The following is a 26,663-nucleotide window of genomic DNA, read 5'->3' on the forward strand; positions in this document are numbered from 1 at the left end:
TTATTCCTCTTCCCGCCGGCGCAAAAACGCCGGGACGTCCACGTCCTCGTTGGGGTTTCGCCGGGGGATGGACGGCCGGGGCGGCCGTTCCGGTTCCTCCTCTTCCACGGCGGCACCGTGGAAGTCGGCGGCGATCACGGTCACGTGGACGCGGCCGCTGTACTCCCCGCGGACCACCGCGCCGAAGGTGAGGTCTGCCTCGGCCCCCACCGCCTTGCGGAGCGTCTCCGCGACCTGGGTGACCTCGGTCAGGGTGAGGTCCGCGCCGCCGGTGATGTTGAGCAGGATTCGCCTTGCCCCCTTGATCGTCCCCCCCTCGAGGAGCGGGTTCGCGGCGGCGGCCTTGGCCGCGCGCACCGCGCGGGCCTCCCCGTGGGCCTCGCCGGTGCCCATCATCGCCGTGCCCGCCCCGCGGAGGACGGAGGCCACGTCGGCGAAATCCAGGTTCACGATCCCGGGCACGGTGATGAGATCGCTGATGCCCCGTACCCCCCGCACCAGGACCTCATCGGCGAGCTCGAACGCCTTGGGAAGGGACACGGTGGGCACCATCTCCAGAAGGCGATCGTTGCGGATGACGATGAGCACGTCCACCTTCTCCTGGAGGCGCTCCAGCCCCTGCCGGGCCCGCTGGGTGCGGACGATGCCCTCGAACGTGAACGGCAGCGTCACCACCCCCACCGTGAGCGCCCCCCGCCCCCGGGCGTGGTGGGCGATCACCGGGGCCGCTCCGGTGCCGGTGCCGCCGCCGAGGCCACAGGTGAGGAACACGAGGTGGGCGTCCCCGATGAGCTGTTCGATCTCCCAGCTCGCCTCCTCCGCGGCGAGCTTCCCCTTCTCCGGGTTTCCCCCGGTGCTGCGGCCGTGGGTCACCCGCTGTCCCAGGAGGAGCGTTTGGTCGACGTGGGTCGTGGACAGGACCTGGCTGTCGGTGTCCACCGCCGCCAGCCGCACCCCGGGGATCTGCACCTGGCGCATGCGCTCCAGGGCGTTGATCCCGCCGTCCCCGACCCCGATCACCAGGATCCGGGCCGGGGCCCGCGTCGGCTCCTTCCGCCGCTCCATCTCCTCGATGAGCGGCAGCTCGGTGATCCGTACCTCGACCTCGCCGAACAGGGGACGGGCGGCCTCGGCGAGCTTGGCCACCTTTCGCTGGGCGTAGTTCTTCTTGAAGGACGAGTCCACCTCGATCAGGAGGACATCCTTGTCGAGGTGGACCTTGTCCGGGGACATGGGAAGGCAGGCCCTCAGCATCCGGTCCTGCACGCCGGAAATAAGCTGGCGCCACTTCTGGCTAAGCTCCTCCTTCCCCCTGTCCCGATCCATGGATCCGTGAGCATTGTGGCCCTCGCCATGGGGCCCGTCAACTCCGTGTGGCCCGGTGCAGGAGGGCCGGGATGGTCCGGAAGTCATGGGCCACGAACCGGGCCGCGGCGGCGACCTCGGGCGCTTTCGGGGCATAGGCGATGCCGCATCCCACCGCCGCGAGGACCGGGATGTCGTTCAGATGGTCCCCGACGAACGCAACCTCGGCGAGGGGGCAACCGAGCCGCCGGGCCTGGGCCTCGACCACGGACAGCTTATCGTCGAGGCCCACCCGCACCACCGCCGTGCCGGTGAACCGGCCGTCCTCGATCAGAAGCTCGTTGGCCACCGCGAAGTCGAGCCCGAGCTCCTCCCGCACCCGCTCCGCCACCAGGGACACCCCGGAGGACACGATGCCCAGGATGTACCCGTCATCCCGCAGCCGGGCCACGGTTTCCCGTACCCCAGGGGCATAGGGCGGGGGGAAGATCGCATCCGCGACCCGGGCCACCGGGACGTCGCGGAGGAGGGCCGCGTTCTCCCGGACCCAGTCCGGGTAGCGATCCGGTTGCCCCCGGTACCGGACGAGGAGGGCGTCCCACTCCCGGCCCACCCCGGCGGCGATCCCGATCGCCCCCCAGCTCGACTCGAACGCCACCCCCTGGTAGCGGACCAGGGTCCCGTCGAGGTCGAACAGAACCGCCCGGATCACGGGCTCGTGACAAGTTGGAGCTCCCCCGTGCCGAGGCCGGCCGCGGCGATCCGCCCGGCAGGGAGCTCGAGGGCCATGAGGAACGGGCTGGTTGTCCCATAGCGGTCCTTGGAGTCAGGCTCCATCGTGTTCCGGCCCAGGTACTCCCCGTCTGGCCCCCAGAACACGATGTCCAAGGGCAGGAACACGTTGCTCATGTGGAACTGGCTTGGGACCGGTTTGGCGAACGTGAACAGGATCCCCACGTCCTGGGCCAGTTCGGGCGGCAGACCCTGGAACCCGATGAACCGCTCGTGGGCCTCGTCGGCGACACGCACGGTGACGTCAAGCCGGCGTCCGGCAGCATCGGCGACGGCGATGATCTTCTCGGCCATCGTGCCCACCACCCCGGGGAGGCCCGTGAAGAACCCGCGGTCCATGAGCGGTGCCGGGTCCTGCCCGCCCCCGCCGAAGTTGACCGGCGTGTCCCCGATCCCGTCCCCGTCCGCGTCTTGGCCAGTGTAATCCGAGTACCAGTTGCCCCGCCCGGCGGGGGCCCACTCGTTCGCCCCGAGGTCCCGGGCGGCGCGGTCGCAGCGCCAGATCAGGTTCTCGTAGATCCGGTTCCCCGAGGTCTCCCGCCCCAGGTACAGCCCGTCGCGGGACCGCCAGATCAGGTTCCGGCGCACGATGTTCCCGGTGGGGAACGCCGTCTGGTAGGTCTCCTCGAAGATGATGCCGATGTTGGCCCGCGTGATCAGGTTCCCCTCGAACGTGCCATGGGAGGCGAGGATGGAGAGGCCGTAGCCCACGCTGACCATGGACGAGTGGGTCACCCGGGGGTACACGGTGTGGCCACCTGCGTACACGGCGATGTCGGAGTCGGTGATCGCGCAGGCATCCACCACCGGGCCCACCGCCGCATCCAGTTCGATCCCATGGCGGTTCTGGTAGAAGAGGGAGCTCCGGATCTCCGTCTCCCGGGCGCCCCCGTCCACGAGCACCCCGATCGCGTTCCCGGCATAGGCATTGTTCAGGGCGAGCACGGAGTCGGAGGCGTTCACCATGAGGCCCACCTGGTTCGCATAAAGCCCGCAGTTCTCCACGCGGACCCGGTCCGACATCCACACCGCGATGCCGGCCTGGGCGCTGTTGGCGATCCGTTCGCAACCCGTCACCACCGTGCCCGGGGAGGCGAGGATGAAGATCCCATGAGCCCGGTTGCGGGAAAGGTCCGCCCCCTCGATGCGCACGCCCTCGGAGAAGGCGACGGTGATCCCGTCCCCTTGATCGACCTTGGCCCCGCGCACGGTCACGTCCCGCGAGGCGGCGAGGGTGATGTGCCCGGCCTCGATCCCGTCCAGAACCTTTCCGGAGAGCCCGTAGTAGTAGTAGATCGGGTTCCCGTTCACGGTGTTCGTGATCTCGATGGCGTGACGGAACTGGTCGGGCGAGGTGCCCAACACCTGCAGGCCCACCCCGCCTGCAGCGAGGAAGTTGTCGCGGACGGCCACGTCTTGCGAGGACTGGATGACGATCCCGTTCAGGCTATCGCGGACGACGCAGTCCTCCACCGTGCCCCCCTGGACCTCGGAGAGGAGGATGGCCGCCCCGCGGGGGTCCATGGCCCCGCTCACCGTGCACCCGCGGACGACGAACGGGCGGGTCGTCCCCTCGATGCGGATCCCGTACCGCTGCCCTTGGGGCACGCGGATCTGCCAGCCGGCGAGGATGTACGGGTCGCCCGGGGCCCCACTTCCGGCGATGACCCCGTTCTCCGCGGTGAAATCCGTATCCGACAGGATGGCGATCGGACCCCGCTCGGCGGCCATCCCGAGCACGGCCAAGGCCGTCGCCAACCAAAGGATTCCGATTGTTCTCATGCGCGTCCTCCTTTAAGCTCGATTGATCAGAGGATAGCCCTCGCGGTAAGGTTGGACAAGCGCTGTGGATATTTGAAGGAGGGTCCATGGACCTATCCCGGATCGGTTGGGTCGAGGCGAAGGAGCGGCTTCTCCGGGCGGGGGTGGCCCTGCTTCCGGTGGGGTCGACGGAGCAACACGGGCCGCATTTGCCGCTTGGGACGGACTGGATGACGGCGGAGGCGATCGCGCGGCGGGCGAGCGAGCGGGGTGGGTGGGTGGTGTTGCCCACGGTGCCGGTGGGGGCCTCCGAGCACCACCGGCAGTTCTGGGGGACGCTGTGGGTTCCGCCGGATGTGCTCCGGGACTACGTGATCGGGATCGCCCGGGCCCTTGCGAGCCATGGCCTTTCGCGCGTGGTGTTCGTGAACGGACATGGCGGGAACACGGGGGCGCTCGACGCGGCGGCCCGGGTCCTGCGCTGGGACGGGATCTTCGCCTACGTGTACGTGTGGTGGCGGGCGATCCCCGAGGTGATCGCCGAGGTGGTGGAGGGAGGCGGCCACGCCGGGGAGATGGAGACGTCGGTGGTGCTGGCGATCGCCCCCGAGCTGGTGCGGCGGGAGCGGTATGGGGAGGCGGCGGCCGGGGCGGCCCAGGAGTGGGGGAAGCGGGTGCACGGGGTGGAGGTCGGCTACGACACCCGCGACTTCTCCGCAAGCGGGGCGGTGGGGGATCCCGCGCCGGCGACGGCGGCGAAGGGGGAGCGGCTCCTGGCCGCGGCGGCGGAGGAGCTCGATGCGTTCTGCCGGTGGCTTTGCGCGCAGCCGGAGGACGCCCTCCGTCCGCCGCCCCATCTCCCGTAGCGCCCGGCGAAACCGCAGCGCCTCCGGGGGTGTATATTGGAGCGGCAACTCCCAGACAAAGGGGGCGATGCGATGCGGGCGATGGCGTTCCTAGCCGTGGCGGTGACGTTGGGGGCCGGGATTGGGGTCGGGGAGACCCCCCACTACCTGTGGGGGGAGATCCGGGTCCCGGAAGGGGCCGTGCAGACGCTGTCGGTCCGGGCGGGAGCGCTCGGGATCCCGACCGCGGTGTGGACGGAGGCCGGCCTCACGGTCGCTGGGGCGGCCGATGAGGCGGCGATGCTCGCGGAGGGGGCGTACCTCTATGTGGACGGGCCGTGCTTTCTCCTGGCGGTGGACTCCACCGGGGAGCGGGCGGTGCTGCGGGGGACCGCTGCCCAGGCGGAGCTGATCGTCGGCGGGACGGGCGACGTCCTCTATTCCCCGCCCAGTGCGTTCCTCGCGCTGGCCGGGGAGCTGGGGCTGCTTCCCACGTGCAGCGTGGAGCTCCAGGTCAAGGAGGTGCCCTTGAAGCTCCCCCGTCCGCCGGAGGGGATGAAGCTGGATCCGGTGCTGTGGGCGCTCGTGGGGCACCCGGACTGGCTTGGGTTCGCCCGGGACTATGCTCTCGACCGGGTGGGGATCCGGGTGCGGGTCGTGGCGCAGGTAGCGGGGGCGCTCGCGGCCGAGTTTGAACCGTACATCCAAAGCTCGTCCGGGGCGCTGGTGGAGCTCCTGATCCCGATCCCGCTCCTCCCCGACCTCGGCCGGGATCCGGCGGTCGAGATCGTGCGCCCGCCGTACGTGCCCCATCCTGCCGGAGGCTGATGACGATGACCATGAGGTTCGGGCGATCCGTGTTCCTCGGGCGAGGGCGAACGGCGTCGGGGACAGGCCCCGATCGGCGTCGGGGACAACGGCCGTCGGGCATGAAGCCCGACGCTACGGAACCAATGCGACGGTGGGCGCTTCTTTCGTTGGTCGTCGCCGTGCTCAGCGCTCCCGTGCTGGCCCAGGTCGGGGTCGGAGCGCTCGATGCCGACCTCGCCCGGTGGCAGGAGGCGGCGGCCGTGGCCAGGGAGGCCGGCCTTTCCATCACCGTGACAGGCTACAGCGAATCCGCCCTGTACCAGCAGGTGTACACCCTGTCCGTATTCGGCCTCGCCAAGTTCGACGTGGCCCAGGTGCTCACGACCTGGCTCCCGGCGGTGCTGGGGCGGCTGGCCGACCTCGGCCCCTACGCGGAGGAGCTCCGCGGCGCCGGGGCCGAGCTCGTCTCCTACGGGGGGCGGGTGATCGGGGTCAAGCTCCCCTGGCGCGACGACGCGTTCGCCGGGGTGCTCGCCCGTTCGTCCCGCATCCGGGAGGCGGTGCGGTTCCTCCCGTTCTTGAGCGGGGGCAGGGCCCCCACCCCCGCGATCGCCCCGCTTCCCCTGTCCATTGGGCCGATCACCCTGGGCAAGACCGAGCGGGGAAACCCGTTCGTGGACGGGGCCATTGAGCTGCTCCTCTCCGCGGTCCGCCAGGCCGTCCCGTCTGGGGCGGTGGCGCCCCTTGGCTACCTCCCGGCGGCGGCCCAGGAGGCGATCGCCCGGGTGGCCAAGATGGTCGGGGTGTCGCTGTCGACCGAGCGCAGCGAGGTGGTGGTGGTCCTGGAGCCGCGGGGGGCGGTGTCCCCGCTCGCCGCCGGGGCCCGGGAGGCGGTGTCCTCCCCAAGCGGGCTCACCAAGGTTGTGGTCCCCCTCGGGCAACTGGAGTCGTTCCTCGCCCAGGTTGCGCAAGCGGCCTACGTGCGCCTTCCCTACGAGCCGGTGCCCCTGGCGACAAGCGAGGGCGCGGCCCTGGCCGGGGCGGCGGCGTTCCACGCCGGAGGGATCCGGGGGGCCGGGGTCAAGGTGGCGGTGATCGACCTCGGGTTCAAGGGCCTCGCCGCGTCCCAGGCCCGCGGGGATCTCCCGTACTCCGTGATCACCCGCGACTTCACCGGGACCGGGATCGAGGCCGGGATCTCCCACGGGACCGCGGTGGCCGAGATCGTGTACGACATCGCCCCGGATGCAGAGCTTGTTCTCGTGAAGATCGGGAACGAGGTCGATCTTGATAACGCCGTCTCCTACTGCATCTCCGAGGGCGTGCACATCGTCAACCACTCCCTGGGTTGGTACAACACGAACTTCTACGACGGGACCGGGGTGATCGCGGACATCGCCCGCCGGGCGACCGCGGCCGGGATCCTGTGGGTCCAGGCCGCGGGGAACGACGCCCTGCGCCACTACGGGGCCACGTTCACCGACGCCAACAGCGACGGCTGGCATGACACGGACATCACGTTCACCGCCCAGGCCGGGCAGCCGATCACCCTGTACCTGACGTGGGATGCCTGGCCGCGGACCGCGGACGACTACGACCTCTACCTCTTCGGCCCCGGGGGGACGCTTCTCGCCTCGTCCACCAAGACCCAAGGGGGCACCGAGGAGCCCACGGAGCGGGTGTCCACCACCGCCCCTCAAACTGGGACGTACCGGGTGCGGATCCAGCGGGCGGGAGGGGCGGCGCGGCGCCTCGCGCTCTTCTCCATCTACCAGGACGTTTCCCCGTGGGCCTCGCCGTCGTCGATCCCCGCCCCGGGGAACGCCGCCGAGGCCCTGACCGTGGCCGCGATCGACTGGGGGAACTACACGACCGGGCCCGCCGAGGCCTACTCCTCCCGCGGCCCGACGGCCGACGGCCGGCAAAAGCCCGACCTTGCCGCCCCGGACAACGTGACCACCGGGGTCACCCCGTACTACAGCCCGTTCCCAGGGACGTCGGCCGCGGCGCCCCACGTGGCCGGGATCGCTGCCCTGATCAAGGCCGAGACGCCCGGCCTCACCTTGGCCCAGCTCCGCAGCCGGATCCTCTCGTTCTGTGTCGCCATGGGCGACCCGTACACGTACGGCGCCGGGCGCCTCGAGGCCCGGCCCCAAGCCGTGGCCCGAGCTGATCTGGTGGTGGATGCGATCACGTTCTCCCCGGCCTCGCCCGCGGTGGGGAGCACGGTCACGTTCCAGGTCACGGTGCGGAACCAGGGCACCGCCGGGGCGGGGAGCTTCGTGGTCCGGCTTTCGGGCGCGGGCCCGTCGCAGGACCAGAGCGTGGCCTCGCTTGGCGCGGGCGCCACGGCCACGCGCACGTTTAGCCTTCCGCTCTCCACCTCGCCCGAGACGTTCACCGCCACCGCCGACGTCTACAACCAGGTGGCCGAGTCGAACGAGGGGAACAACACCCGCCAGGTCACGGTGAGCGGGGTGACACCCCTCCCGGACCTCGTGATCCAGGACGTCCAGTACGCGCCGGCGAGCCCCACCATCGGGACGACGATTACGTTCCAGATCACGGTGCGCAACCAAGGCGGGTCCCCGGCCGGGGCGTTCTACGTGCGCCTCACCGGCGCCTCGGGGTACCGCAACGCCTCCATCTCCGGCCTCGGGGCGGGGATGAGCCATACCGTGGCTCTCGCTCTCCCCCTCTCCACGAGCCCGGAGACGTTCACCGCCACCGCCGACGTCCTCGGGCAGGTGGCGGAGAGCGACGAGACGAACAACACCCGCCAGGTCACGGTCACCGCCGCCGCCCCGCCCCTGGCGTTCACCGTGGCTATGGACAAGTCCGTCTACACCGTGGGCGAGGCGGTGCGGGTCACGGTCCAGCTCTCCCGGGCAAGCTACGTGTACCTGGTGGAGCTCGACGCGGCGGGCCGGGCGGTCCTCATCTTCCCGAACTACTGGGAACAGAACCCGCAGCTACCTGCGGGGACGACCCAGCTTCCGCGGGGGGCGTACACGATCACCGCCACCGAGCCGGCCGGGGCCGAGCGGCTGGTTGGCTTTGCCGCCGACCGGGCGATCCCCTACTTCCCGACATCCTTCGGGACCGGGTTCCCCGTGCTCTCCACGAACGGGGCGAACTTCCTAGCCCAGGTGCGGAACTGGCTGGCCTCGAACGTCCCCACCGGTTCGTGGGCCGAGGCGAGCGCCGCGTATACCGTGCAGCCTCAGGCGAACATCCCGCCCCAGGCGAGCTTCACGTTCTCGCCCGCAAGTCCGCTCGTGAACCAGTGGATCACGTTCGACGGCCGGGGCTCGACCGACCCCGACGGGACCATCGTCGGCTACAGTTGGAACTTCGGCGACGGGGCCACGGCCACAGGCGCGCAGGTCCAGAAGCGCTACAGCTCGGCGGGCACGTACACGGTGGCCCTCACCGTGACCGACAACCGGGGCGCGACGGACACCACCACGCGCACGGTGACCGTGACCGCCCCGAACCAGCCGCCCCAGGCGAGCTTCACGTTCTCCCCGACCAACCCCGACCCCGGGGTGAGCGTCTCGTTCGACGGGACGGGCTCCTCCGACCCGGATGGGAGCATCGTCTCCTACGCCTGGAACTTCGGGGATGGCGGCACGGCGAGCGGGGCCACGGTGAGCCATGCCTACGGGGCGGCCGGGACGTACACGGTGACCCTGACCGTGACCGACAACCTCGGGGCGACGGGGACGACGACGCGGACGATCACCGTGGGGACGCCGCCCGCGACGCTCCCCGGGATGCCGGTGATCGACAAGCCCGGGATCTACGTGTGGGGCACGGACAAGTGGCACGTCACCGTGGCCGGCGACCCAAGCTGGCCCTCCCCGCGCAAGTTCTACGTGCTCCTGGAGACGCCGGGCGCGTTCCAGAACCGCGTGGTGACCGGCGCTGCGCCGGCGCCCACGATCACCACCGGCGGCGGGCTTACCCGGCTCACGTGGGAGGGCACGGTGAGGGCGGGCTGGGTGGACCTCGCGTTCGACCTCACCGGCGCCACCTATGAGCAGCTTAACATGCAACTTACCCTATACCTCGATACGGACGGAGATGGGGTAGCCAAGCCTTCCCGCGACGCGAGGAAGATCGTGTTCCTGCGGGCGTGCCGGATAAACCCGCCGCAGAACCCGTTTGCGATAGGGGCTCCATGGGGGGAGACGAAGCTCCTGCCGGGCATGAACTTCCTGATCGGGGCCTGCCGCGATGGCACGTACCCAAACTGCCGCATCTCCTGGAACGGCATCGGATTCTGGGAGCGAGAGGCCGGCTGCCGGTAGGCGCGGGGTTGCAGGAGGAGGAAAGGGCTGAGGGTGGCGCTCGAGGAGCGCCACCGTTTTCGCTTCCTACGGGCCTGGGCTGTAGCGTCGGCCTTTATGGCCGACGTTGTTGTCGCCCTTCATGGACGACGTTGCGTGGTCAGAACGAGAACGTCCAGCCCACGCCGAGCTCGGGAGCCCCGATAGCCGGGAGTTTGAGCGTGCTGTGGAAGCTCAGATTGCTGAGAAGCGGGATGCTCATGGTGGCCAGGGCCCGGGAAATCCCGAACAGGGTTCCACCGTCCTGGAAGTACACGGACACGTCGACGGAGTAGTTGCCGCCGCAGCACCCTGGTCCACAGAATCGGAACCTGAGGTACTCGTATTCGTCGCCTTCGAAGATATCGCCCAGGATGTCTTCCACTGCCGTGACGTCCAGTGCGGTCATGAACTCGATCGAATTGCACTGGCCCACTTCGCACCGGAGCTTATACCCGTAGATGGCCAAACTCCAGCTGGCATCTTCGGGGTCGTAGAGGACGTCCCCATACACTTGGACACAGAGCTGCCCAAATCCCGTGAACTTCGGGGTCAAGCTGACCTCTTTCGTTGTGGTGGTGAACTTCACGGAGGCATCGAATACGATTCCGCAACAAATCGGGGCGATGTCCTTTACCGTGAACAGCAGGTACTCGAACCCAAGCTTGGAGAAGTAGAGCTTCATGCTGAACGTCACGCCGCAACAGAGAGGCGCGTCGGTGAACCCGAAGGAGAGGTCCTTGAACGTGATTCCGGTGCAGCAATCCTCAAACCGGGTCGTGATGTAGAACGGGCCACCGGTGAAGCCGAGGTTGTACCGCATGTAGGCGGCATCGAGCGGCGTCGTGGGTTCACAGCAGGGCCATGCGTAGTCCGGGTAGTACGGGTAAGCCCAGTGTTCAACCTTCGCGGTGAACTCTAGTCCGATCAGGCTGGCGGAAATCTCGATCCATCCCCACTTGTATTCCGGCGGAGAGAGGGTGTAGGACGTGTAGGACGTGGACTGGGGATCACAGTTAGGAGGGAACGTTACGGTCACAGGGCCGGTGGCCAATGGGTTGAACGCAAGGCCTCCGGCGATGCCGATGGGCCCCAGGTACCCGGTGAGCCCAAACTCCTGAGCAGAAAATCCGGCTGCGGTTGAGGTCGATTTGCTGATCAGGGACCACCCAGCGATGGTGATGACAAGGGTGAGCGTGGTCTCGTCGAGTGCCGGGGTTGGGAGGAGGTCAAGATGAATCTCCCACCTTCCACTGGTCTGGATCTGTGCAAGCGATGTCAGACCTAAGGCGCACAGGGCAAGGGACAACACCGCTCGTTTCATGGGCGAACCTCCTTCATGGGCTCTCGCGCGGTCTCTTGTACGCCGCAGCGGGGGCAGGGCCCAGGGTAGGGGTTCCCCGGCGATGGGAACATGGTCCGTAACGTGGATTACACGAAGCGTCGGGGATAAACCCCGACGCTCGTTTCCCCTCCCCCTTGAAGGGAGAGGGTGATCGAGGCACGAGGACGACCCCCCACCCTCTCCCACAAAGGGGAGAATGGGCGGCGTTTCGTTTTATGGGCCACGGTCCTTCGACGGGGCGGGGACAAGCCCCGGCGCTACGAAAAAAAGAGCCCCGGGAAATCCCCGGGGCCCTTGGTCGTCGGGGACAAGCCCCGACGCTACAAAGCTGAACTAGAACGTGAACGTCCAGCCCAGGGTCAGCGTGTCGGGGGTGGCAAAGCCGACCTTGACCGTGAAGTTGGCCATGACCGGGATGGACATGTTCGCGCCGAGCCGGGAGATCCCGAACAGGCCGCCCGCGTTGTCGAAGTAGACGGCGATGTCCACGCTGTAGGTGCCGCCGCAGCAGCCCGGACCGCAGAAGCCGAGCTTGATGTACTCGAACTCACCCGGCTTGAACGGGACGGGGTCGAAGTACAACCCAGCGTTCTCCGGGCTGAGGAAGGTCACGAACTCGACGTAGTTGCAGTCGGCAAGCGTGCACTTGATCTTCCACCCGTCAATCCGGATGGCGTTGAGGTACAGGTCCTCGCCCACGCCGCCCTCCGTCGCGATGTCGGCGTAGAGCTCGAAGCACGCCTCACCGAACCCGGCGAACTTCGGGGTCAGGGTGACCGTCTTTGCGTCGGTCTCGAACTTCACGCCGGCGTCAAAGGAGATCCCGCAGCAGATGGGGAAGATGTCCTTGGCCGTGAGCTCGAAGTACCCGAACCCGGCCTTGGTGAAGTAGAACGTGACGTCATAGGTGACGCCGCAGCACAGGCCAAGGCCCGTCAGGGTGAGCGTGAGGTCCTTGAACGCGATCCCGGTGCAGCAGTCGTTGAAGTTAACGGTCAGCGTGACCGGGGCGGCCTTGGCGTAAACGGTGTACAGCATCGACGGCCCGGTCTGACAGCCGTAGTCCCCTGCGGCCTTGTGCTTCACTTGGAGGTAACCGTCGATCCCGGCGAACGACAGGGCGGCCTTGATGTCCGCCGACACGTACGCCGGGGTCCCGTCGAACGCCATGTTCCCGGTCACCGTGAGGGGACCAAGCGCCCCGGAGGCCCCGAACGTGAGGGTGGCAGACCCAGCACCCGTGAACTTGGCGGTGCTCGTCACTGTCCACCCAGCCACCGTGTACTTGAGGGCGAGCGTGGTGTTCACCAATCCCACGGCGGGAAGGATGTTAAGGTTTGCAGACCAAGAGCCCGTGAGCTGGGCGAACCCAGCAAAGCCGAACATACACAGAATCAAACCAATCGCGAGAGCCCGCTTCATGAACCTACCTCCTTTCGAATCTCAAACCAACCCACACCTTCCTTCCGGGATCCCGAACGTCCCGTGCACAACACACGCCTCTTTCGCCGTTATCACCTCCCTCTGGGTAGCAGTACGTAGGCCATTCTAGCGATCCTGCCCCCCCCTGTCAAGACCTGGCTCCCCCGGCCGGCTAGGGCCGCGCCCCTCACCCCGGCCCTCTCCCACGGTGGGGAGAGGGTGATCGCGGCACGAGGACGACCCCAACTTCCTCCCCCAAACGGGAAAGGAAACCGGTGGCGTCGGCCTTCATGGCCGACGTCGCGGGGGCCCGGCGTCGGGGACAAGGCCCGTTGACGTCGGGCATAAAGCCCGACCTGAACTACGGACTACGAACTCTGGACTACGGACCAGGTGGCCGTGCCTCACCAGAACAGGGCGATCGCCACCGCGGCCAGGCTCAGCACCACCCCGGTCACCCCGAGCACGAACCCGAGCTGGGCCTGACGGGCGACCTCCCCCCCGGCTTGGCTCTGCACGCTCTGGAGCCCCTGGCGGACGCTCGCCACCTCGGTCCGCAGCCCCTGCACGTCCGTCCCCTGCCGGGCCACGTCCGCGGACACCGTCTTGAGACGGGCGTCGAGGGCGCTGATCTGCGCCGCGAGGTCCGCGGTGGGCCGCGTCCCCTCCACGTTCTTCACCGCCCGGTACAGCCACTGGGCCGCGTCGTACCGGAGGAGCGGCTGGTTCCCCTGGAACTCGCCCCCGGCCCCGATCACGATGATCCCCCGCTGCACCAGGTCCCGGATCGCCGTGTACGCCGGATGGGAGGTGGGCACGTCCACGAACACCCCACCCCCACCGCCGTCGGCCAACCCCGGGGTGAGCCCCCACACCGAGAGCACCCCGAGCCCCAACACCACGAACACGATCCGCCTCATCGCCATCGTCCCTCCTTGGCAACCTTCGTTCAGCGTGATCCAAGCTACGGACCCCATGCTCGCCCCTCAAGGAAACGCGTTCCCTGCGGAAAGGACAGTCGACGGGTTCCGGGGTTCGCCGTCGGGGAGAGGGGGCAAGCGTAGCGTCGGCCTTCATGGGCGACGTTCCGGGGCGACGGGCGTACGGCGCGGTAGAATGGCGTCGGTCGGTTCCCGGCCGTTTGGGGCGACGTCGGGGATGAACCCCGCGAGCGTCGGGCACAAGGCCCGACGCTACGGTCCGTTTCCCCTCCCCCTTGATGGGGGAGGGTCAGGGAGAGGGTGATCGCGGCACGAGGACGACCAAAGGTGGGGAGACGATGGCACGGGAGAGAAGCGAAGGAATGTCGTGGCCGGAGCTGTACGCCCTCGACCGGGCGGGGATGCTCGCCGCGCTCGCCCGGTTTCCCGACCAGTGCCGGGAGGGATTTGCCCTCGGGGAACGGGTCCCGGTCGATTCCCTGGCCGGGTTCTCCCGCGTGGTGGCCCTGGGCATGGGCGGCTCCGGGATCGCCGGGGACCTCCTCGCCCACCTGCTTTCGGTGGAGGTGATCCCGGTGCGCACGTACACCCTGCCCCGCTGGGTGGGGGAGGAGAGCCTTCTCCTTGCCCTCTCCTACTCCGGTGACACCGAGGAGACCTTGTCCGCGTTCGCGGACGGGCTCGGCCGCACCCGGCGGGCCCTCGCCGTCACCTCGGGCGGGGCGCTGGGGCGGCTCTGCACCGAGAAGGGGATCCCGTGGGTCCGGATCCCGGGCGGCCACCAGCCCCGGGCCGCGCTGGGGTACCTCCTGTTCCCCCTCCTCGCCGTGTTCCGCGGCCTCGGGACGTTCCGGGAGGACCTCGCCGAAACCTTGAGCATCCTGGACGAACAAGCCCGGGCGCTCGGGCCGGCCTCCCCGGGGAACCCGGCCCAGGAGCTGGCGCTCCTCCTCCACGGCCGGGTCCCCCTCGTCTGCGGGGCCGGTCCGGCCGCGGTCCGCTGGAAGACCCAGGTCAACGAAAACGCCAAGCAACCTGCATTTTGGGCCGAGCTTCCCGAGCTCTGCCACAACGAGATCGTGGGCTGGGAGCTCGCGGGGAAGGTCTTCCCGAACGGGGTGGTGGTGTTCCTGCGCTCGCGCCACGACCACCCGCGGGTTCAGGCCCGGATCGAGATCCTCAAGGAGGTCCTGGACCGCCGGGGCCTCCCCTACCTCGAGGTCCAGGGGCAAGGCGAAGGCGCCCTCGCCCAGACGTTCTCCCTCCTCTACCTCGGGGACTGGGCCAGCGTCTACCTCGCCCTCCTCAACGGGGCCGACCCGACCCCGGTCCGCCCGATCCTGGAGCTCAAGGAGAGACTGGCGGGATGGGAACCTGGACGGGCGTCGGGCACAGGGCCCGACCTCAACGTCGGGGATGAACCCCGACGCTACGGTCCGTTGCCCCCCTTGATGGGGGAGGGGCAGGGAGAGGGAGAATGGGCACGCGTAGCGACGGCCCTTCATGGGCGACGTCGGAGGGGTGAAGAGGAGGTCTAGGTCGGGGACAAGCCCCGACGCTCCAGGATCACCGATGGAACGGTACGACGTACTCGTGGTCGGGGGAGGGCCGGCCGGGGCGATCGCCGCCCGGGCCGCCGCCCGGGCCGGGGCCCGCGTCCTCCTCCTTGAGCGGTCCCCCCACCGCCCCGCCCGCTGCACCGGCCTTGTCAGCCCGGCCACGGCCGACGCCCTGGGGATCCCCGGCCACCTCGTGCTGCGGGCGATCCGCGGCGTGCGCGTCCACGCCCCGGGCGGAGGCGCCCTGGAGCTCGTCTCCCCTGCGGTCAAGGGCCTCGTCCTCGATCGGGCTGGCCTCGACCGGTGGCTCCTCGCCCGCGCCGCCGACGCCGGTGCCGCGGTGCGGCCGGGGGTGGCCGCACTCGGGCTCGCCGATCGCGTCCTCCGCACCACCGCCGGTCCGGTGGCGTTCGAGGTCCTGGTCGGCGCGGATGGGGCGCGGAGCGCCGTCGCCCGGTGGCTGGCGCTCCCGCCGCCGGCGGAGCTCCTGGTCGGGGTCCAGGCGGTGGTGCGGGCGGAGCTCGCCGGGGATCACGTGGAGGTGCAGCCGGGGAGCGGGGCCCCGGGCCTGTTCGCGTGGGCCGTGCCCGCCGAAGACGGCCTGGTCCGGGTCGGCCTGGCCACGACCGACGGCCGCGCCGCCCCCGCCCTCCTCGCCCGGTTCCTCGCCGCCCGGTTCCCGGGGGCGGAGGTGGTGGCCCACGCGAGCGGCCTCATCCCCATCGGCCCCCCGCCGCGTACGGCCATAAACCGGGCCTTCCTCGTCGGCGACGCCGCCGGCCAGGTGAAGCCCTTGTCGGGAGGTGGGCTCGCGTTCATCGCCCGCTGCGCCCCCCTCGCCGGCGAGGCCGCGGCCCAGGGGCCCGCTGCCCTCCCCGGCTACGACGCCCGCTGGCGGGCCGCCCTCGGGGAGGAGATCGCGTTCGGCCTCCGCGCCCGGCGGGTCCTCCTCCGCCTTTCGGATCGTGACCTGGACCGGCTGATCCCCGCCCTCGACCGGCCGGAGCTGCGGCGGGTCGTGGCCGAGGCCGGGGACATCGACCGCCCATCCCGCCTCCTGCGGGCGGTCCTCGCCCGGCCTGCCCTGTGGGGGTCGCTCCTCCCGGCGGTCGATGCCCTCGGGGGCTGGGCCCGGGTGCGGGGCCTTCTCGCCGATTTGCCCCCCGCTCCCTCCCACCGCTAGACTCCCGCGTGCCCAAACGGAAGGCTCAATCGACCAGAAAAGGGTTCCCAGACCGCCTGTCTCGGGTTCGGTTCTGCGCGCTCCTGTTCTTCCTGTTCTCGATGCCCATCTTCTTCTCCCCGTGGAACACGGAATACGGGTACACGAAGTCCATCTACACCCTCGTGTTCGTGTCCCTGCTCCTCGTCCTGTGGGGGATCGAGGCCCTCCTCCGGCGAAAGGTCGAGGTCGAGCTGTCCTGGCTCTTCCCCATCCTCCCGGCGCTCCTCCTTGCCTCCCTCCTCTCCCTGACCGGGGGGATGCCGGCGTGCGTGATCCTCCAGTCGGCGACGCTCATCCTCTACTTCGGCGTTGTGTTCTTCCTTGTGGCCAACGCTGGCACAAAAGATCGGGAACTGATACTCATTTTGGGGGCCTTGCTCTTCTCCGCTTTCCTGAACGCCCTGTTCGGCCTCCTCCAGTACGCGGGGGCGGTGGGGGGCGGGCCGGGTCGGGGCCTGGAGGCGATGATCGCCACGATGGGCAACCGCCAGTTCCTGGCCGGGTTCCTGTCCTACCTGGTGCTGCCGGCGGGGATCCTCCTCCTCCGGCTCCGCCGACCATGGGCCTGGATTCCCGCGCTCCTCGGGGCCGGGTTCGTCCTCGCCGTGGCCCTCCTCACCCGGCAGGTCGGGGTCCGGCTGGGCCTGGCGGGGGGGCTTGGGTTCGTCGCGCTGGGGTTGGGCCTGTGGCCGGCCCGGGCCGGAGGGTGGCCGCGCTGGGCGGCCGCGGCCGGGGTGGCTCTCGCCGCGCTGGGCGGGACGATGGGGGTGCTCGGGGTCCTCGCCTTCGTGGCGGCTGCGGCCGGGGCAGCGGCCCTGTGGGCGCTGGGCCGGGCGTTGCGCCGGTTTCGTTGGGCGTGGATCCCCACCGCGGCCGGGCTCCTCGCCGCCGTGTTCCTCCTCATCCCCGTGACCACCCCGATCCCGGCGGTGGTCAAGCTCTGGCAGCGGCAGTCCGGTGCGGTGCGGGCGTGGGACTGGTGGGTTGGGTACGAGATGTGGCGGGATAAGCCCGTGTTCGGGGTCGGCCTTGGGGCATACAAGATCCTGTTCGTCCCGTACAAGCCAGCGTTCCTCGCCACCCCCCGCGGGGCCGGCTACGCGTTCCCCTTCCCCCGCGCCGATCAGGCCCACAACGAGTACGTCCAGGTCGCCTCCGAGCTGGGCACGGTCGGGTTCCTCGTCCTCCTCGCCGGCCTCGGCCTCCTCGCCTACTTCGGCCTGCGCCGCGTCGCCACCCAGACGGATCCGGCCAAGCGGGTGGAGCTCCTCCTCTTGGGCGGCGGCCTCGTGGCGTTCCTCGCCCACGCCGTGCCCACCTTCCCCTGGCATCTGCCGGCGTCCGCTCTGGCGTTCGTGGCCATCCTCGGGCTCGCCTTCTCCCCCCGCTACGGCCCGGCGGGGGCCCTCTCCGTGCGCTTGCGCGGCCGGCCCCTGCGCGGCCTCGTTGGGGGGCTCTCCCTCCTCGCCCTCGTCGTGACCGTGTTCGCGGTGCGGGACATCACCGCCGACGCCTACCTCCTCGCCGGGCAGGCCTCCCTCAGCTTGGGAAACGTCCCCCTGGCCCGGCAGCAGCTCTCCCGGGCGGTGGAGCTCGACTTCTGCCCCCGGGTGAGCCTGTACTGGCTGGGGATGGCCCACGCCCACGCCGGCGACCTTCCCGCCGCCCAGGCCGCGCTCCGGAAGTGCCTCTCCCGCTACCGGCCGGAGATCCTCTACCTCAATTTGGCCTCGGTGGACCTCGAGCTCGGCGAGGTCGCCGAGGCCAGGGCGCTCCTTGAGGAACTCCTCGCCACCCATCCCCTGCGGGACCAGGAGCTCGAGGCCCACTACCTCCTGGCCGTGGCCGACCTCAAGGAGGGGGAATACCTTGAGGCCAAGCGCCGGTTGGAAGAGCTGGTCCAGCTCGACCCCCGGTTCGAACGGGCGTGGATGCTCCTCGGGGAGATCGCGCGCGCCCGGCTCTTCTACGCCGAGGCGCGGGCCCATTTCCAGCGGGCCCTTGAGGTGATCGTCGAGAAGGAAAGGGCGGTCCAAGCCTCGCTCCGGGCCGAGCTCACCCTCGCCCAGTTCGGGGAGCTCCAGGCCAAGCTCAGGCGGCTTCGCCAAGAGCGCGAGGCGGTGGAGCGGGCCCTCTCGCAACTCCCGTGACCGGGACCTGAACGTCGGGGATCAACCCCGACGCTACGGTCCGTTTCCCCTCCCCCTTGATGGGGGAGGGTCAGGGAGAGGGTGATCCCCTCACCCCAGCCCTCTCCCACAACGGGGAGAGGGGGCAAGCGCAGCGTCGGCCTTCATGGCCGACGTTGGTTGCGGCCCGGTTGGGACGGGCGTATAGTGTTTTCGGTATGCTGTCCTTCCGCCAGGCCCTCGACGTCCTGTTCGGCCAGACCAACGACCAGAAGCTGCGCCGCCTCTTGCCCATGGTCGAGCAGGTGGGCGCGTGGGCCGATCGGGCCCGGGCCCTGTCCGACGGGGAGCTCCGCGCCAAGACCGACGAGTTCCGGGAGCGCCTCGCTTCCGGGGAAACGGCCGACGACCTCCTCCCCGAGGCGTTCGCCGTGGTGCGGGAGGCGGCCCAGCGGACGATCGGCCTTCGCCCCTACGACGTCCAGGTGCTGGGGGGGATCGTCCTCCACCAGCGGCGGATCGCGGAGATGAAGACGGGCGAAGGGAAGACCCTCGTCGCCACGATGCCCGCCTACCTCAACGCCCTCGTCGGCAAGGTCCACATCGTCACCGTGAACGACTACTTGGCCAAGCGCGACCGCTACTGGATGGGCCCGGTCTACGAGTCCCTTGGCCTTTCCGTGGGGCTCCTCCAGGAGGACATGGGCCCGGAGGAGCGCAGGGCCGCCTACGCCTGCGACATCACCTACGGCACCAACGCCCAGTTCGGGTTCGACTACCTGCGCGACCACATGGTCCTGTCCCGCAGCCAGAAGGTGCAGGGCCCCCTCGACTACGCGATCGTGGACGAGATCGACTACATCTTGATCGACGAGGCGAGGACCCCGCTCATCATCTCCGGCCCCACCGCGGAGACGGCCCGCTTCTACCGGGAGTTCGCCCGCATCGCCAAGCTCTTCCGCCCCGGGGAGGACTTCGAGGTGGACGAGGAACGGAAGCGCCTGTCCCTCACCGACCAAGGGTGGCAGAAGGCCGAGAAGATCCTCAAGTTCGACAACATCGCCGACCCCCGCGCCACCACCGCCCGCTACTACCTGGAGACGGCCCTCCGGGCGCGCACGTTCTTCCATCGCGACCGGGACTACATCGTCAAGGACGGCCGGGTGATCATCGTCGACGAGTTCACCGGCCGCCTCATGCCCGACCGCCGCTACTCGGGCGGCCTCCACCAGGCGATCGAGGCCAAGGAGAACCTCCCCATCCAGCGGGAGAGCCAGACCTTGGCCCAGATCACGCTCCAACACTACTTTCGCCTCTACCGGGGCCTGGCGGGGATGACCGGCACCGCCAAGACGGAAGAACAGGAGTTCAAGGAGATCTACGGCCTCGATGTGGTCCAGATCCCCACCAACCGCCCCCTCATCCGGGAGCAGCTCCCGGACGTGATCTACCGGACGCGCGAGGGCAAGTTCCGCGCGGTGGCGGACGCGGTGGAGAGGCTGTACAAGGAGGGCCGCCCGGTGTTGATCGGCACCACCTCGATCGAGGACTCCGAGTACCTCTCGCTGATCCTCAAGCGGCGGAACCTCCCCCACCAGGTCCTGAACGCCAAGCACCACGAGCGGGAGGCCCAGATCGTGGCCCAGGCCGGGCGCCTGGGGGCGATCACCATCGCCACCAACATGGCCGGCCGCGGCACGGACATCCTCCTCGGTGGGAACCCGGAGTACCGGGCCCGCGGGGAGTGCGACCCGGCGGAGGAGCCGGAGCGGTACCGGGAGCTCCTGGCGCGGTACCGGGCCGAGGCCGAGGAAGAGCGACGGAAGATCGTGACCCCGGTCGAGCCCGATTCTTCTGCCGGGAAGCGGGCCCTCGACCTCATCCGCCAGTGGTGCCGGGAGACGGGCCGGCCGTTCCGGCCCGAGGGGTGGCGGGGGGAGCTCTACCAGGGGGGGCTGATGGTCCTCGGCTGCCAACGCCACGAGGCGCGGCGGATCGACGACCAGCTCGCCGGGCGTGCCGGCCGCCAGGGCGATCCCGGCTCGTCCCAGTTCTTCCTGTCCCTGGAGGACGACCTCCTTAGGATCTTCGGCGGGGAGCGCCTGGGGGCGTTGATGGACCGCCTGGGGATCAAAGAAGGGGAGGCGATCACCCACGACCTCCTCACCCGCGCCATCCGCCGGGCCCAAAAACGGGTCGAGGAGCGGAACTTCGAGATCAGAAAAAGGCTCCTCGAGTACGACGAGATCATGGCCCGCCAGCGGGAGGCGATCTACGCCCTGCGGGAGCGGTTCCTCATCCCCGAGGACGGGGAGGCGCGGAACGACGAGGACCTGCGGACCTACCTCACGGAGATGCTCGGCGAGTACGCCGAGGTGCTCGCCGACCGGTACCTGCGCCCGCCCCAGTCCCCGGACGAGTGGGACCGGGAGGGGCTCCTCCGCGAGCTCGGCCAGATCTGCGCGCCGCCCCCGGCAGCCGCTGACCTCGACGGGCGCAAGCCCGAGGACGTGGCCGCCCGGGTGGAGGAACTGCTCCTTGCCCAGCTCGACCGCCAGTGGAGGCGCCTCTCCCCCCATTTCCCCCTTGTGGTGCGGATGGTCCTCCTGCGCACGGTGGACGAGAACTGGCGCCAGCACCTCCTCGAGCTCGATGACCTGCGGGAGGGGATCGGCCTTCGCGCCTATGGGGGCACCGACCCCCTGGTGGAGTTCAAGCGGGAGGCCCACCGCCTGTTCCAGGAGATGCTCCTCCGCAGCGAGGAGGAAGCCCTGCGGTTCCTGCTCTCGCCGCGGCTGGCGATCCGTGAGCCGGCCGGCGCCCCGCGGGCGGCCACGGCCTCCGCCCCTACGGCGGCCGACCGGGCGGCGCGCACGAGCACCACCGCCCCTCGCCCCACCGCCGCGGGCAAGGTCGGCCGCAACGACCCCTGCCCGTGCGGCTCGGGGAAGAAGTACAAGCACTGCTGCGGCCGCAAGGGTTGACCGGAGCTCGTTCCCTTGACTCCACCGCCCTTTGGTCTATCATTCGTGGTCGGTGATTAGCAATCGAAGGAGGTGAGTGCTAAATGCGTGGGCGGAGGGCACTCTTGCTCATCGAGGTGGTGGACCGGTACATCCGGACCCGCCACCCCGTGTCCTCCCAGGAGCTGGTTCGGGAATACCGGCATCGGTTCAGTTCGGCCACCGTCCGCAACGAGCTCCTCGCCTTGGAGCGCGAACGGTACCTGTACAAGCCCCACCCCTCCTCCGGCCGCATCCCCACCCGTTCTGGGCTCCGGTTCTTCGCCGAGTGGCTCCTCGCCCTCGCCGACCTCGGGGAGCGCCCGACCCGCCTCCCCGCCGAGCCCCAGGAGCCGGCTTCCCCGCAGCTCCCAGTGCTCCTCCGCCGCACCGCCCTTCTCCTCGCGGCGATGACCGGCCAGCTCGGGTTCGCGTTGGCCCCGCCCCGCGAGCGGCTGCGCCTTCTGGACTTCGCCATGCGCCGGGTGGGTCCGAGCACGGTGCTGACCGTCACCCTGTCCGAGCTCGGGATGGTGGAGTCCCGCGTGCTGTTGCTCGACGTCGACCTGGGGCCGGAGGAGCTGGCGGAGGCGGAAGCGCTCCTCCTGGAGCAGTTGAAGGGCCGTGCCCTGGCCGACCTTGCCGGCCAGGACCGGCCGGCGGAGGGATGGCACAGCCGGGCCCGCCTGTGCGCCCTCGGCATCCTCCGCCAGTTGGCGGAGCAGGAGCCGGAACGATCCCTGTACGTGGAGGGTTGGCCCCAGTTCCTGGCCGAGCTCTCCGTGGGCTCGTCGGATTGGGCGCTCGGGCAGGTGCGGGCCCTCCTGCGCTTCCTCGACGACGAGCGCGCGTTCGCCGCCGCGCTCTCTGAACTGCGGCGGGGCCAGGAAGGGTTGACCGTCCACGTGGGCGACGCCTCGATCCCGGAGCTTTCCGAGTTCAGCGTGGTCTCCGCCCCCTACCTCGCCGGTGGGGGGGTGCTTGGGGTGATCGGCCCCCTGTGGATGGACTACGCCCGCGCCTTTTCCGCGACCCGTTATGTGGCCGGTCGGCTGGGCGGGCTGCTCGCCCGAGAACGCCCGGAGACAGGGGTGAAGGCATGACCGGCGATCCAAACGAGCGGCAGCTGAGCGGCGAGCTCCCCGTCCGCGACGAAGCTTCCCGGCTGCGGGCGGACCTCCTGCGCCTTGCCGCCGACTTCGACAACTACCGGAAAGAGGTGGCCCGCGAGCGGGAGGCGCTTGCTTCCCGGGCCGTGGACGAGGCGCTCCTCGCGTTCCTCCCGGTCTGCGACGCCCTGGAGCGGGCCCTGGCCGCGTTCCGTCAGGATGGGGACGCTCAGGCGCTCGGGGAGGGGCTCGGGCGGGTGTCCGCCCTGGCCGAGGAGGTGCTCCGCCGCCTGGGATGTGAGCCCATCCCCTCGGTGGGCCGAAAGTTCGACCCGGCCTACCACGAGGTGCTCTCGGCCCAAGTATCCGATGAGGAGCGGTACGTGATCCTGGAAGAGTTCGAGCGAGGCTTCGTCAGGAACGGCCGGGTGTTGCGCCCGGCCAAGGTGAAGGTCAGCTTGGGCAGGGAAGGGGGTGATGGAGATGGAGACGAAGGAAAAGGTGATCGGCATTGACCTCGGCACCACCAACTCTTGTGCGGCTCTCGTGCGGGGAGGGCGGCCCGAAGTCCTTCTCAACGCGGAAGGAGAACGGATAACCCCCTCCGCCGTGGCGTTTACCGACACGGGCGAGGTCCTGGTGGGGCAACTGGCCAAACGGCAGGCGATCCTGAACCCGACCCGTACCGTGCTCTCCATCAAGCGCAAGATGGGCACGGACCATCGGGTCCGGATCACGGTGGACCGGGAGACCCGGGAGTACACCCCGGAGCAGATCTCCGCGTTCATCCTGCAGAAGATCGAGCGGGATGCGGAGGAGCTCCTGGGCACGAAGATCGAGAGGGCGGTGATCACCGTCCCCGCCTACTTCAACAACCTCCAGCGCCAGGCCACGAAAGACGCGGGCAAGATCGCGGGGCTGGAGGTGCTCCGGATCATCAACGAGCCCACCGCCGCCGCCTTGGCTTACGGCCTGGACAAGCAAGGGGAGCAGAAGATCCTGGTCTATGACCTCGGGGGCGGGACGTTCGACGTGTCCATCCTCGACATCGGGGAGGGGGTGTTCGAGGTGGTGGCCACCGACGGGGACACCCAGCTCGGCGGCGACGACTTCGACCGCCGCATCATGGACTGGCTGGTCGACGAGTTCAGACAGGAGACGGGGATCGACCTGCGCGGGGACCCTTCGGCGATGCAACGGCTGCGGGATGCGGCCGAGCAGGCGAAGAAGGAGCTCTCCGGCCGCATGGAGGCCAGGATTTCGCTCCCGTACATCGCCGCCGACGCGCGCGGCCCCAAGCACCTCGAGCGGACCCTGACCCGCTCCAAGCTCGAGGCGATGATCGAGGACCTGCTCCTCAGGACGATGAAGATCGTGGACGCCGCATTGGCCGCGGCCAAGCTCACCCCGAAGGACATCGATCAGGTGGTGCTGGTGGGCGGGTCCACCCGCATCCCCAAGGTCCAGGAACTGGTGGCGGACAAGTTCACCCGGGGCAAGATCAACAAGGACATCAACCCCGACGAGGTGGTGGCGTTGGGCGCGGCGATCCAGGCCGCGGTCCTCTGTGGGGAGATGCAGTCCCTCGTGCTCCTGGACGTGACCCCGCTGACCCTATCCATCGAGACCCTGGGCGGGGTGGCGACCCCGATCATCGAGCGGAACACGACCATCCCCGTGGAGCGCACCCGCACGTTCACCACCGCCGAGGACTTCCAGACCCAGGTGGAGATCCACGTCGTCCAGGGGGAGCGGAAGATGGCCGCGGACAACAAGTCCCTGGGCCGGTTCCAGCTCACCGGCCTCCCTCCCGCCCCGCGGGGGGTACCCCAGATCGACGTCACGTTCGCCATCGACGCCGACGGCATCCTCAACGTGACGGCCAAGGACAAGGCCACCGGGAAGTCGGCATCGATCGTGATCAAGGAGACGTCGCGGCTCTCGGAGGCGGAGATCGAGCGGATGCGGAAAGAAGCGGAGGAGCACGCGGAAGAAGACCGGAAGCGCCTCGAGGAGGTGGAGGCCCGCAACCAGGCCGACGCCCTGATCTATTCGGTGGAGAAGGCCCTCTCGGAGCTCGGGGACAAGGTCCCTCAGGCCAAGCGGGCCGAGGTGGAGGCGGCGATCCGCGGGCTCAGGGAAAAGCTGGATGGCCGCGGCGATGCGGCGGCGATCCGGGTGGCGATGGAGGACCTGAAGAAGGCCGCCGGCGAGGTGGCCGCCGAGGCGTACCGCCAGGCGGCCAGCCCCGGCGGCGGGGGGCAAGAGCCGGGGAAGGGCGAGTACATCCGCTACGATAAGGAGTAGCGTTGCCCGAGGACTACTACGAGATCCTCGGGGTCGGGCGCGACGCCTCCCCGGACGCCATCAAACGGGCATTCCGCCGCCTGGCCAAGCGGTACCACCCCGATGCCTACCAGGGGGACAAGAAGGAGGCGGAACGGCGGTTCCGCAAGATCGCCGAGGCGTACGAGGTCCTGTCCGACCCGGAGAAGCGCGCTCAGTACGACCGGTTCGGCCACGCTGGCCCGGAGCAGGGGTTCGACTTCGGTCCCGGCGACTTCCGGCGGGCCCGGCAAGCGTTCGAGGAGTTCTTCGGGCCCTCGGCGTTCGAGGACATCTTCAACCTGTTCTTCGGGGAGGGGCGGGCCGCCCGGGCCCGGACCTCCCGGGCCCAGCGGGGGGAGGACCTCGACTACCGGGTGCGCCTGACCCTGGAGGACACGGCGTTCGGGGCAAAACTCCGGGCCACCGTGCCCCGCTACGTGCGGTGCAGCCGGTGCGCGGGCACCGGCCTTGCCCCGGGCACGTCCCTCCACGCCTGCCCCACGTGCCAGGGCCGGGGACGCATCGAGTACCGGCAGGTCACGATGTTCGGGGCGTTCGTCAACGTGCGGGCGTGCCCGGAATGCGGGGGGATCGGGGAGCTTCCGGAGTCGCCGTGCGCCGCGTGCCGCGGCACCGGGCGGGTGAGGGAGCGCTCGGAGATCACGATCGAGGTCCCGCCGGGGGTGGAGGATGGGGCGAGGCTCCGCCTCCCCGCTCAAGGGAACGCCGGGATCGCCGGTGGCCCGGCTGGGGATCTGTACGTGACCGTGGAGATCCAGCCCCATCCCGTGTTCCGTCGCCAGGGGCAGGACCTGGTGGTCGAGGTCCCGGTCCATTACGGGCAGCTCGTGTTGGGGGGGAAGGTGAAGGTGCCCACCCTGGAGGGGGAGGAGGAGCTGGCGATCCCGGCGGGAACTGCGCCGGACGCGGTCCTCACCGTGTCCGGCCGGGGGCTCCCCCACGGCCGCCGTCGGGGGGACCTCCTCGTGCACCTCAAGGTGGTGATCCCGAAAGGCCTTTCGGCGAGGCAACGTAAACTCCTGCGGGAATTCACCGAGGGACTTCCCCCTCCGAAAAAGCTTGGCTAGGAGCGAAAAAACTCTTCTGCCTCTGCTGGTGTCAGGCCAGCACCCTAGGCCCAAGCGAACCCGTGACGGGTACCCTGCCCTCGGGTTGACACCTATCCTCAGCTTTGCTATGCTATCACGTAACAACGTAGTTACGTGGAAATGGGAGCGATGGAGGAGCTTGCCGAACTGGAGCTGGCCCTGCGGGAGGTTGCCGATCGTCTGGCCCGCCTCAGGACAAAGGGGGAAAGCCCCATGCCCCTCCTTTCCGTCACCGCCGCCGCGGGCGTTGAGCCCCTCCTTTTCCAAATCCTCCAGGCCTTGGCCGGGGAGCTCAAGGAAGAAGGGGCGCGGGTCCTTGTCACCGGGGTCCACCGTGCTCCCCGAGGCCGGGTGAGCACTTGGTACGAGCTCTTCTCCAAGGAGGATGCCGAAAAGGTCCTTACGCCCGAACTCGTCCGTGCCTTGGAGGCGCTGGCGAGCCTGGAGCGCCTGCGGTTGATGCTCGCCTTGGTCTCGGGCCCTGCGGGATCGGCCGAGGTCATGGCCCAGTCCGGGCTCACCCAAGGCCAGTTCTACCATCACCTCCGCATCTTGGAGGGGAGCGGCATGGTCCGAAGGAAAACGCGCGATGGATATGAGGCCACGCTCCATGGGGCATCCTCCCTGTTCACCCTCCTTGCCGCCGCGAG

Annotated in this window: 18 protein-coding genes and 1 pseudogene; 12 read left to right on the top strand and 7 right to left on the bottom strand. The window is 69.5% G+C overall.

Annotation, left to right across the window (positions count from 1 at the left end; all coding sequences use genetic code 11):
- The 3 genes from ftsZ to NUV94_05615 are packed head-to-tail and all read right to left on the bottom strand — an operon-like array spanning nt 1 to nt 3,879.
- The gene (ftsZ, locus tag NUV94_05605) at nt 1–1,326 is read right to left on the bottom strand and encodes a cell division protein FtsZ (GenBank protein MCR4392246.1); all 1,326 of its coding nucleotides are present in this window, start codon (nt 1,324–1,326) and stop codon (nt 1–3) included.
- Nucleotides 1,327–1,363: 37 nt separating this feature from the next.
- Nucleotides 1,364–2,017 carry an HAD family phosphatase gene (locus NUV94_05610; protein MCR4392247.1) on the bottom strand — a complete coding sequence of 218 codons (654 nt, stop codon included), beginning with the start codon at nt 2,015–2,017 and terminating at the stop codon, nt 1,364–1,366.
- Nucleotides 2,014–3,879 carry a right-handed parallel beta-helix repeat-containing protein gene (locus NUV94_05615; GenBank protein ID MCR4392248.1) on the bottom strand — a complete coding sequence of 622 codons (1,866 nt, stop codon included), beginning with the start codon at nt 3,877–3,879 and terminating at the stop codon, nt 2,014–2,016. Before NUV94_05615 ends, NUV94_05610 begins: the two co-directional genes overlap by 4 nt.
- An 86-nt stretch (nt 3,880–3,965) precedes the next feature.
- Between NUV94_05615 and NUV94_05620 the strand changes: the two genes are divergently transcribed.
- Both NUV94_05620 and NUV94_05625 read left to right on the top strand, forming a co-directional pair.
- Nucleotides 3,966–4,724, top strand: a complete 759-nt coding sequence (locus NUV94_05620) for a creatininase family protein (GenBank protein ID MCR4392249.1) — start codon at nt 3,966–3,968, stop codon at nt 4,722–4,724.
- Nucleotides 4,725–4,796: 72 nt separating this feature from the next.
- Entirely contained in the window at nt 4,797–5,531 is a 735-nt protein-coding gene (locus NUV94_05625; GenBank protein MCR4392250.1) for a hypothetical protein, read from the top strand.
- 624 nt (nt 5,532–6,155) lie between these two features.
- Here NUV94_05625 and NUV94_05630 read toward each other — a convergent pair.
- Nucleotides 6,156–6,404: pseudogene (locus tag NUV94_05630) on the bottom strand (hypothetical protein).
- On the opposite strand from NUV94_05630, the gene NUV94_05635 reads away from it, so the two are divergent.
- Nucleotides 6,308–9,826, top strand: a complete 3,519-nt coding sequence (locus NUV94_05635; protein MCR4392251.1) for a PKD domain-containing protein — start codon at nt 6,308–6,310, stop codon at nt 9,824–9,826. The pseudogene NUV94_05630 and the gene NUV94_05635 sit on opposite strands and share 97 nt — an antisense overlap.
- A gap of 139 nt (nt 9,827–9,965) precedes the next feature.
- Here the strand turns inward: NUV94_05635 and NUV94_05640 are convergent, their stop codons facing one another.
- From NUV94_05640 to NUV94_05650, 3 genes are all read right to left on the bottom strand, one after another.
- The gene (locus NUV94_05640) at nt 9,966–11,168 is read right to left on the bottom strand and encodes a hypothetical protein (protein ID MCR4392252.1); all 1,203 of its coding nucleotides are present in this window, start codon (nt 11,166–11,168) and stop codon (nt 9,966–9,968) included.
- 354 nt (nt 11,169–11,522) lie between these two features.
- The gene (locus tag NUV94_05645; GenBank protein ID MCR4392253.1) at nt 11,523–12,611 is read right to left on the bottom strand and encodes a hypothetical protein; all 1,089 of its coding nucleotides are present in this window, start codon (nt 12,609–12,611) and stop codon (nt 11,523–11,525) included.
- Nucleotides 12,612–13,015: 404 nt separating this feature from the next.
- A complete protein-coding gene (locus NUV94_05650) occupies nt 13,016–13,537 on the bottom strand; it encodes an S-layer homology domain-containing protein (protein ID MCR4392254.1) in 522 nt (173 codons plus the stop codon).
- Nucleotides 13,538–13,890: 353 nt separating this feature from the next.
- On the opposite strand from NUV94_05650, the gene NUV94_05655 reads away from it, so the two are divergent.
- The 9 genes from NUV94_05655 to NUV94_05695 form a co-directional block, all read left to right on the top strand.
- Nucleotides 13,891–15,090: a bifunctional phosphoglucose/phosphomannose isomerase gene (locus tag NUV94_05655; GenBank protein MCR4392255.1), complete on the top strand. Its 1,200-nt coding sequence runs from the start codon at nt 13,891–13,893 to the stop codon at nt 15,088–15,090.
- A gap of 34 nt (nt 15,091–15,124) precedes the next feature.
- Nucleotides 15,125–16,294, top strand: a complete 1,170-nt coding sequence (locus NUV94_05660) for an NAD(P)/FAD-dependent oxidoreductase (protein MCR4392256.1) — start codon at nt 15,125–15,127, stop codon at nt 16,292–16,294.
- 8 nt (nt 16,295–16,302) lie between these two features.
- Complete coding sequence (locus NUV94_05665; GenBank protein ID MCR4392257.1) at nt 16,303–18,486, top strand: hypothetical protein; 2,184 nt, start codon at nt 16,303–16,305, stop codon at nt 18,484–18,486.
- Nucleotides 18,487–18,683: 197 nt separating this feature from the next.
- Complete coding sequence (gene secA, locus NUV94_05670; GenBank protein MCR4392258.1) at nt 18,684–21,449, top strand: preprotein translocase subunit SecA; 2,766 nt, start codon at nt 18,684–18,686, stop codon at nt 21,447–21,449.
- A gap of 83 nt (nt 21,450–21,532) precedes the next feature.
- Nucleotides 21,533–22,570: a hypothetical protein gene (locus tag NUV94_05675; GenBank protein MCR4392259.1), complete on the top strand. Its 1,038-nt coding sequence runs from the start codon at nt 21,533–21,535 to the stop codon at nt 22,568–22,570.
- Nucleotides 22,567–23,091 carry a nucleotide exchange factor GrpE gene (locus NUV94_05680; protein MCR4392260.1) on the top strand — a complete coding sequence of 175 codons (525 nt, stop codon included), beginning with the start codon at nt 22,567–22,569 and terminating at the stop codon, nt 23,089–23,091. The genes NUV94_05675 and NUV94_05680 overlap by 4 nt, the downstream gene beginning before the upstream one ends.
- Nucleotides 23,060–24,883, top strand: a complete 1,824-nt coding sequence (dnaK, locus tag NUV94_05685; protein ID MCR4392261.1) for a molecular chaperone DnaK — start codon at nt 23,060–23,062, stop codon at nt 24,881–24,883. The genes NUV94_05680 and dnaK overlap by 32 nt, the downstream gene beginning before the upstream one ends.
- 2 nt (nt 24,884–24,885) lie before the next feature.
- Nucleotides 24,886–25,992, top strand: coding sequence for a molecular chaperone DnaJ (dnaJ, locus tag NUV94_05690; protein MCR4392262.1), 1,107 nt, complete (start codon nt 24,886–24,888; stop codon nt 25,990–25,992).
- 150 nt (nt 25,993–26,142) lie between these two features.
- Nucleotides 26,143–26,663: ArsR family transcriptional regulator (locus tag NUV94_05695; GenBank protein ID MCR4392263.1), on the top strand; the 521-nt coding region annotated here is incomplete at its 3' end.

The organism is Candidatus Acetothermia bacterium, assembly GCA_024653305.1.
Lineage (GTDB): Bacteria > Bipolaricaulota > Bipolaricaulia > Bipolaricaulales > Bipolaricaulaceae > JACIWI01.

Excerpts from the sequence above, each read along its gene's own strand:
- ftsZ (MCR4392246.1), bottom strand. The coding sequence starts at position 1,326 with ATGGATCGGGACAGGGGGAAGGAGGAGCTTAGCCAGAAGTGGCGCCAG.
- NUV94_05615 (MCR4392248.1), bottom strand. The coding sequence starts at position 3,879 with ATGAGAACAATCGGAATCCTTTGGTTGGCGACGGCCTTGGCCGTGCTC.
- NUV94_05620 (MCR4392249.1), top strand. The coding sequence starts at position 3,966 with ATGGACCTATCCCGGATCGGTTGGGTCGAGGCGAAGGAGCGGCTTCTC.
- NUV94_05625 (MCR4392250.1), top strand. The coding sequence starts at position 4,797 with ATGCGGGCGATGGCGTTCCTAGCCGTGGCGGTGACGTTGGGGGCCGGG.
- NUV94_05635 (MCR4392251.1), top strand. The coding sequence starts at position 6,308 with ATGGTCGGGGTGTCGCTGTCGACCGAGCGCAGCGAGGTGGTGGTGGTC.
- NUV94_05640 (MCR4392252.1), bottom strand. The coding sequence starts at position 11,168 with ATGAAACGAGCGGTGTTGTCCCTTGCCCTGTGCGCCTTAGGTCTGACA.
- NUV94_05645 (MCR4392253.1), bottom strand. The coding sequence starts at position 12,611 with ATGAAGCGGGCTCTCGCGATTGGTTTGATTCTGTGTATGTTCGGCTTT.
- NUV94_05650 (MCR4392254.1), bottom strand. The coding sequence starts at position 13,537 with ATGGCGATGAGGCGGATCGTGTTCGTGGTGTTGGGGCTCGGGGTGCTC.
- NUV94_05655 (MCR4392255.1), top strand. The coding sequence starts at position 13,891 with ATGGCACGGGAGAGAAGCGAAGGAATGTCGTGGCCGGAGCTGTACGCC.
- NUV94_05660 (MCR4392256.1), top strand. The coding sequence starts at position 15,125 with ATGGAACGGTACGACGTACTCGTGGTCGGGGGAGGGCCGGCCGGGGCG.
- secA (MCR4392258.1), top strand. The coding sequence starts at position 18,684 with ATGCTGTCCTTCCGCCAGGCCCTCGACGTCCTGTTCGGCCAGACCAAC.
- NUV94_05675 (MCR4392259.1), top strand. The coding sequence starts at position 21,533 with ATGCGTGGGCGGAGGGCACTCTTGCTCATCGAGGTGGTGGACCGGTAC.
- NUV94_05680 (MCR4392260.1), top strand. The coding sequence starts at position 22,567 with ATGACCGGCGATCCAAACGAGCGGCAGCTGAGCGGCGAGCTCCCCGTC.
- dnaK (MCR4392261.1), top strand. The coding sequence starts at position 23,060 with ATGGAGACGAAGGAAAAGGTGATCGGCATTGACCTCGGCACCACCAAC.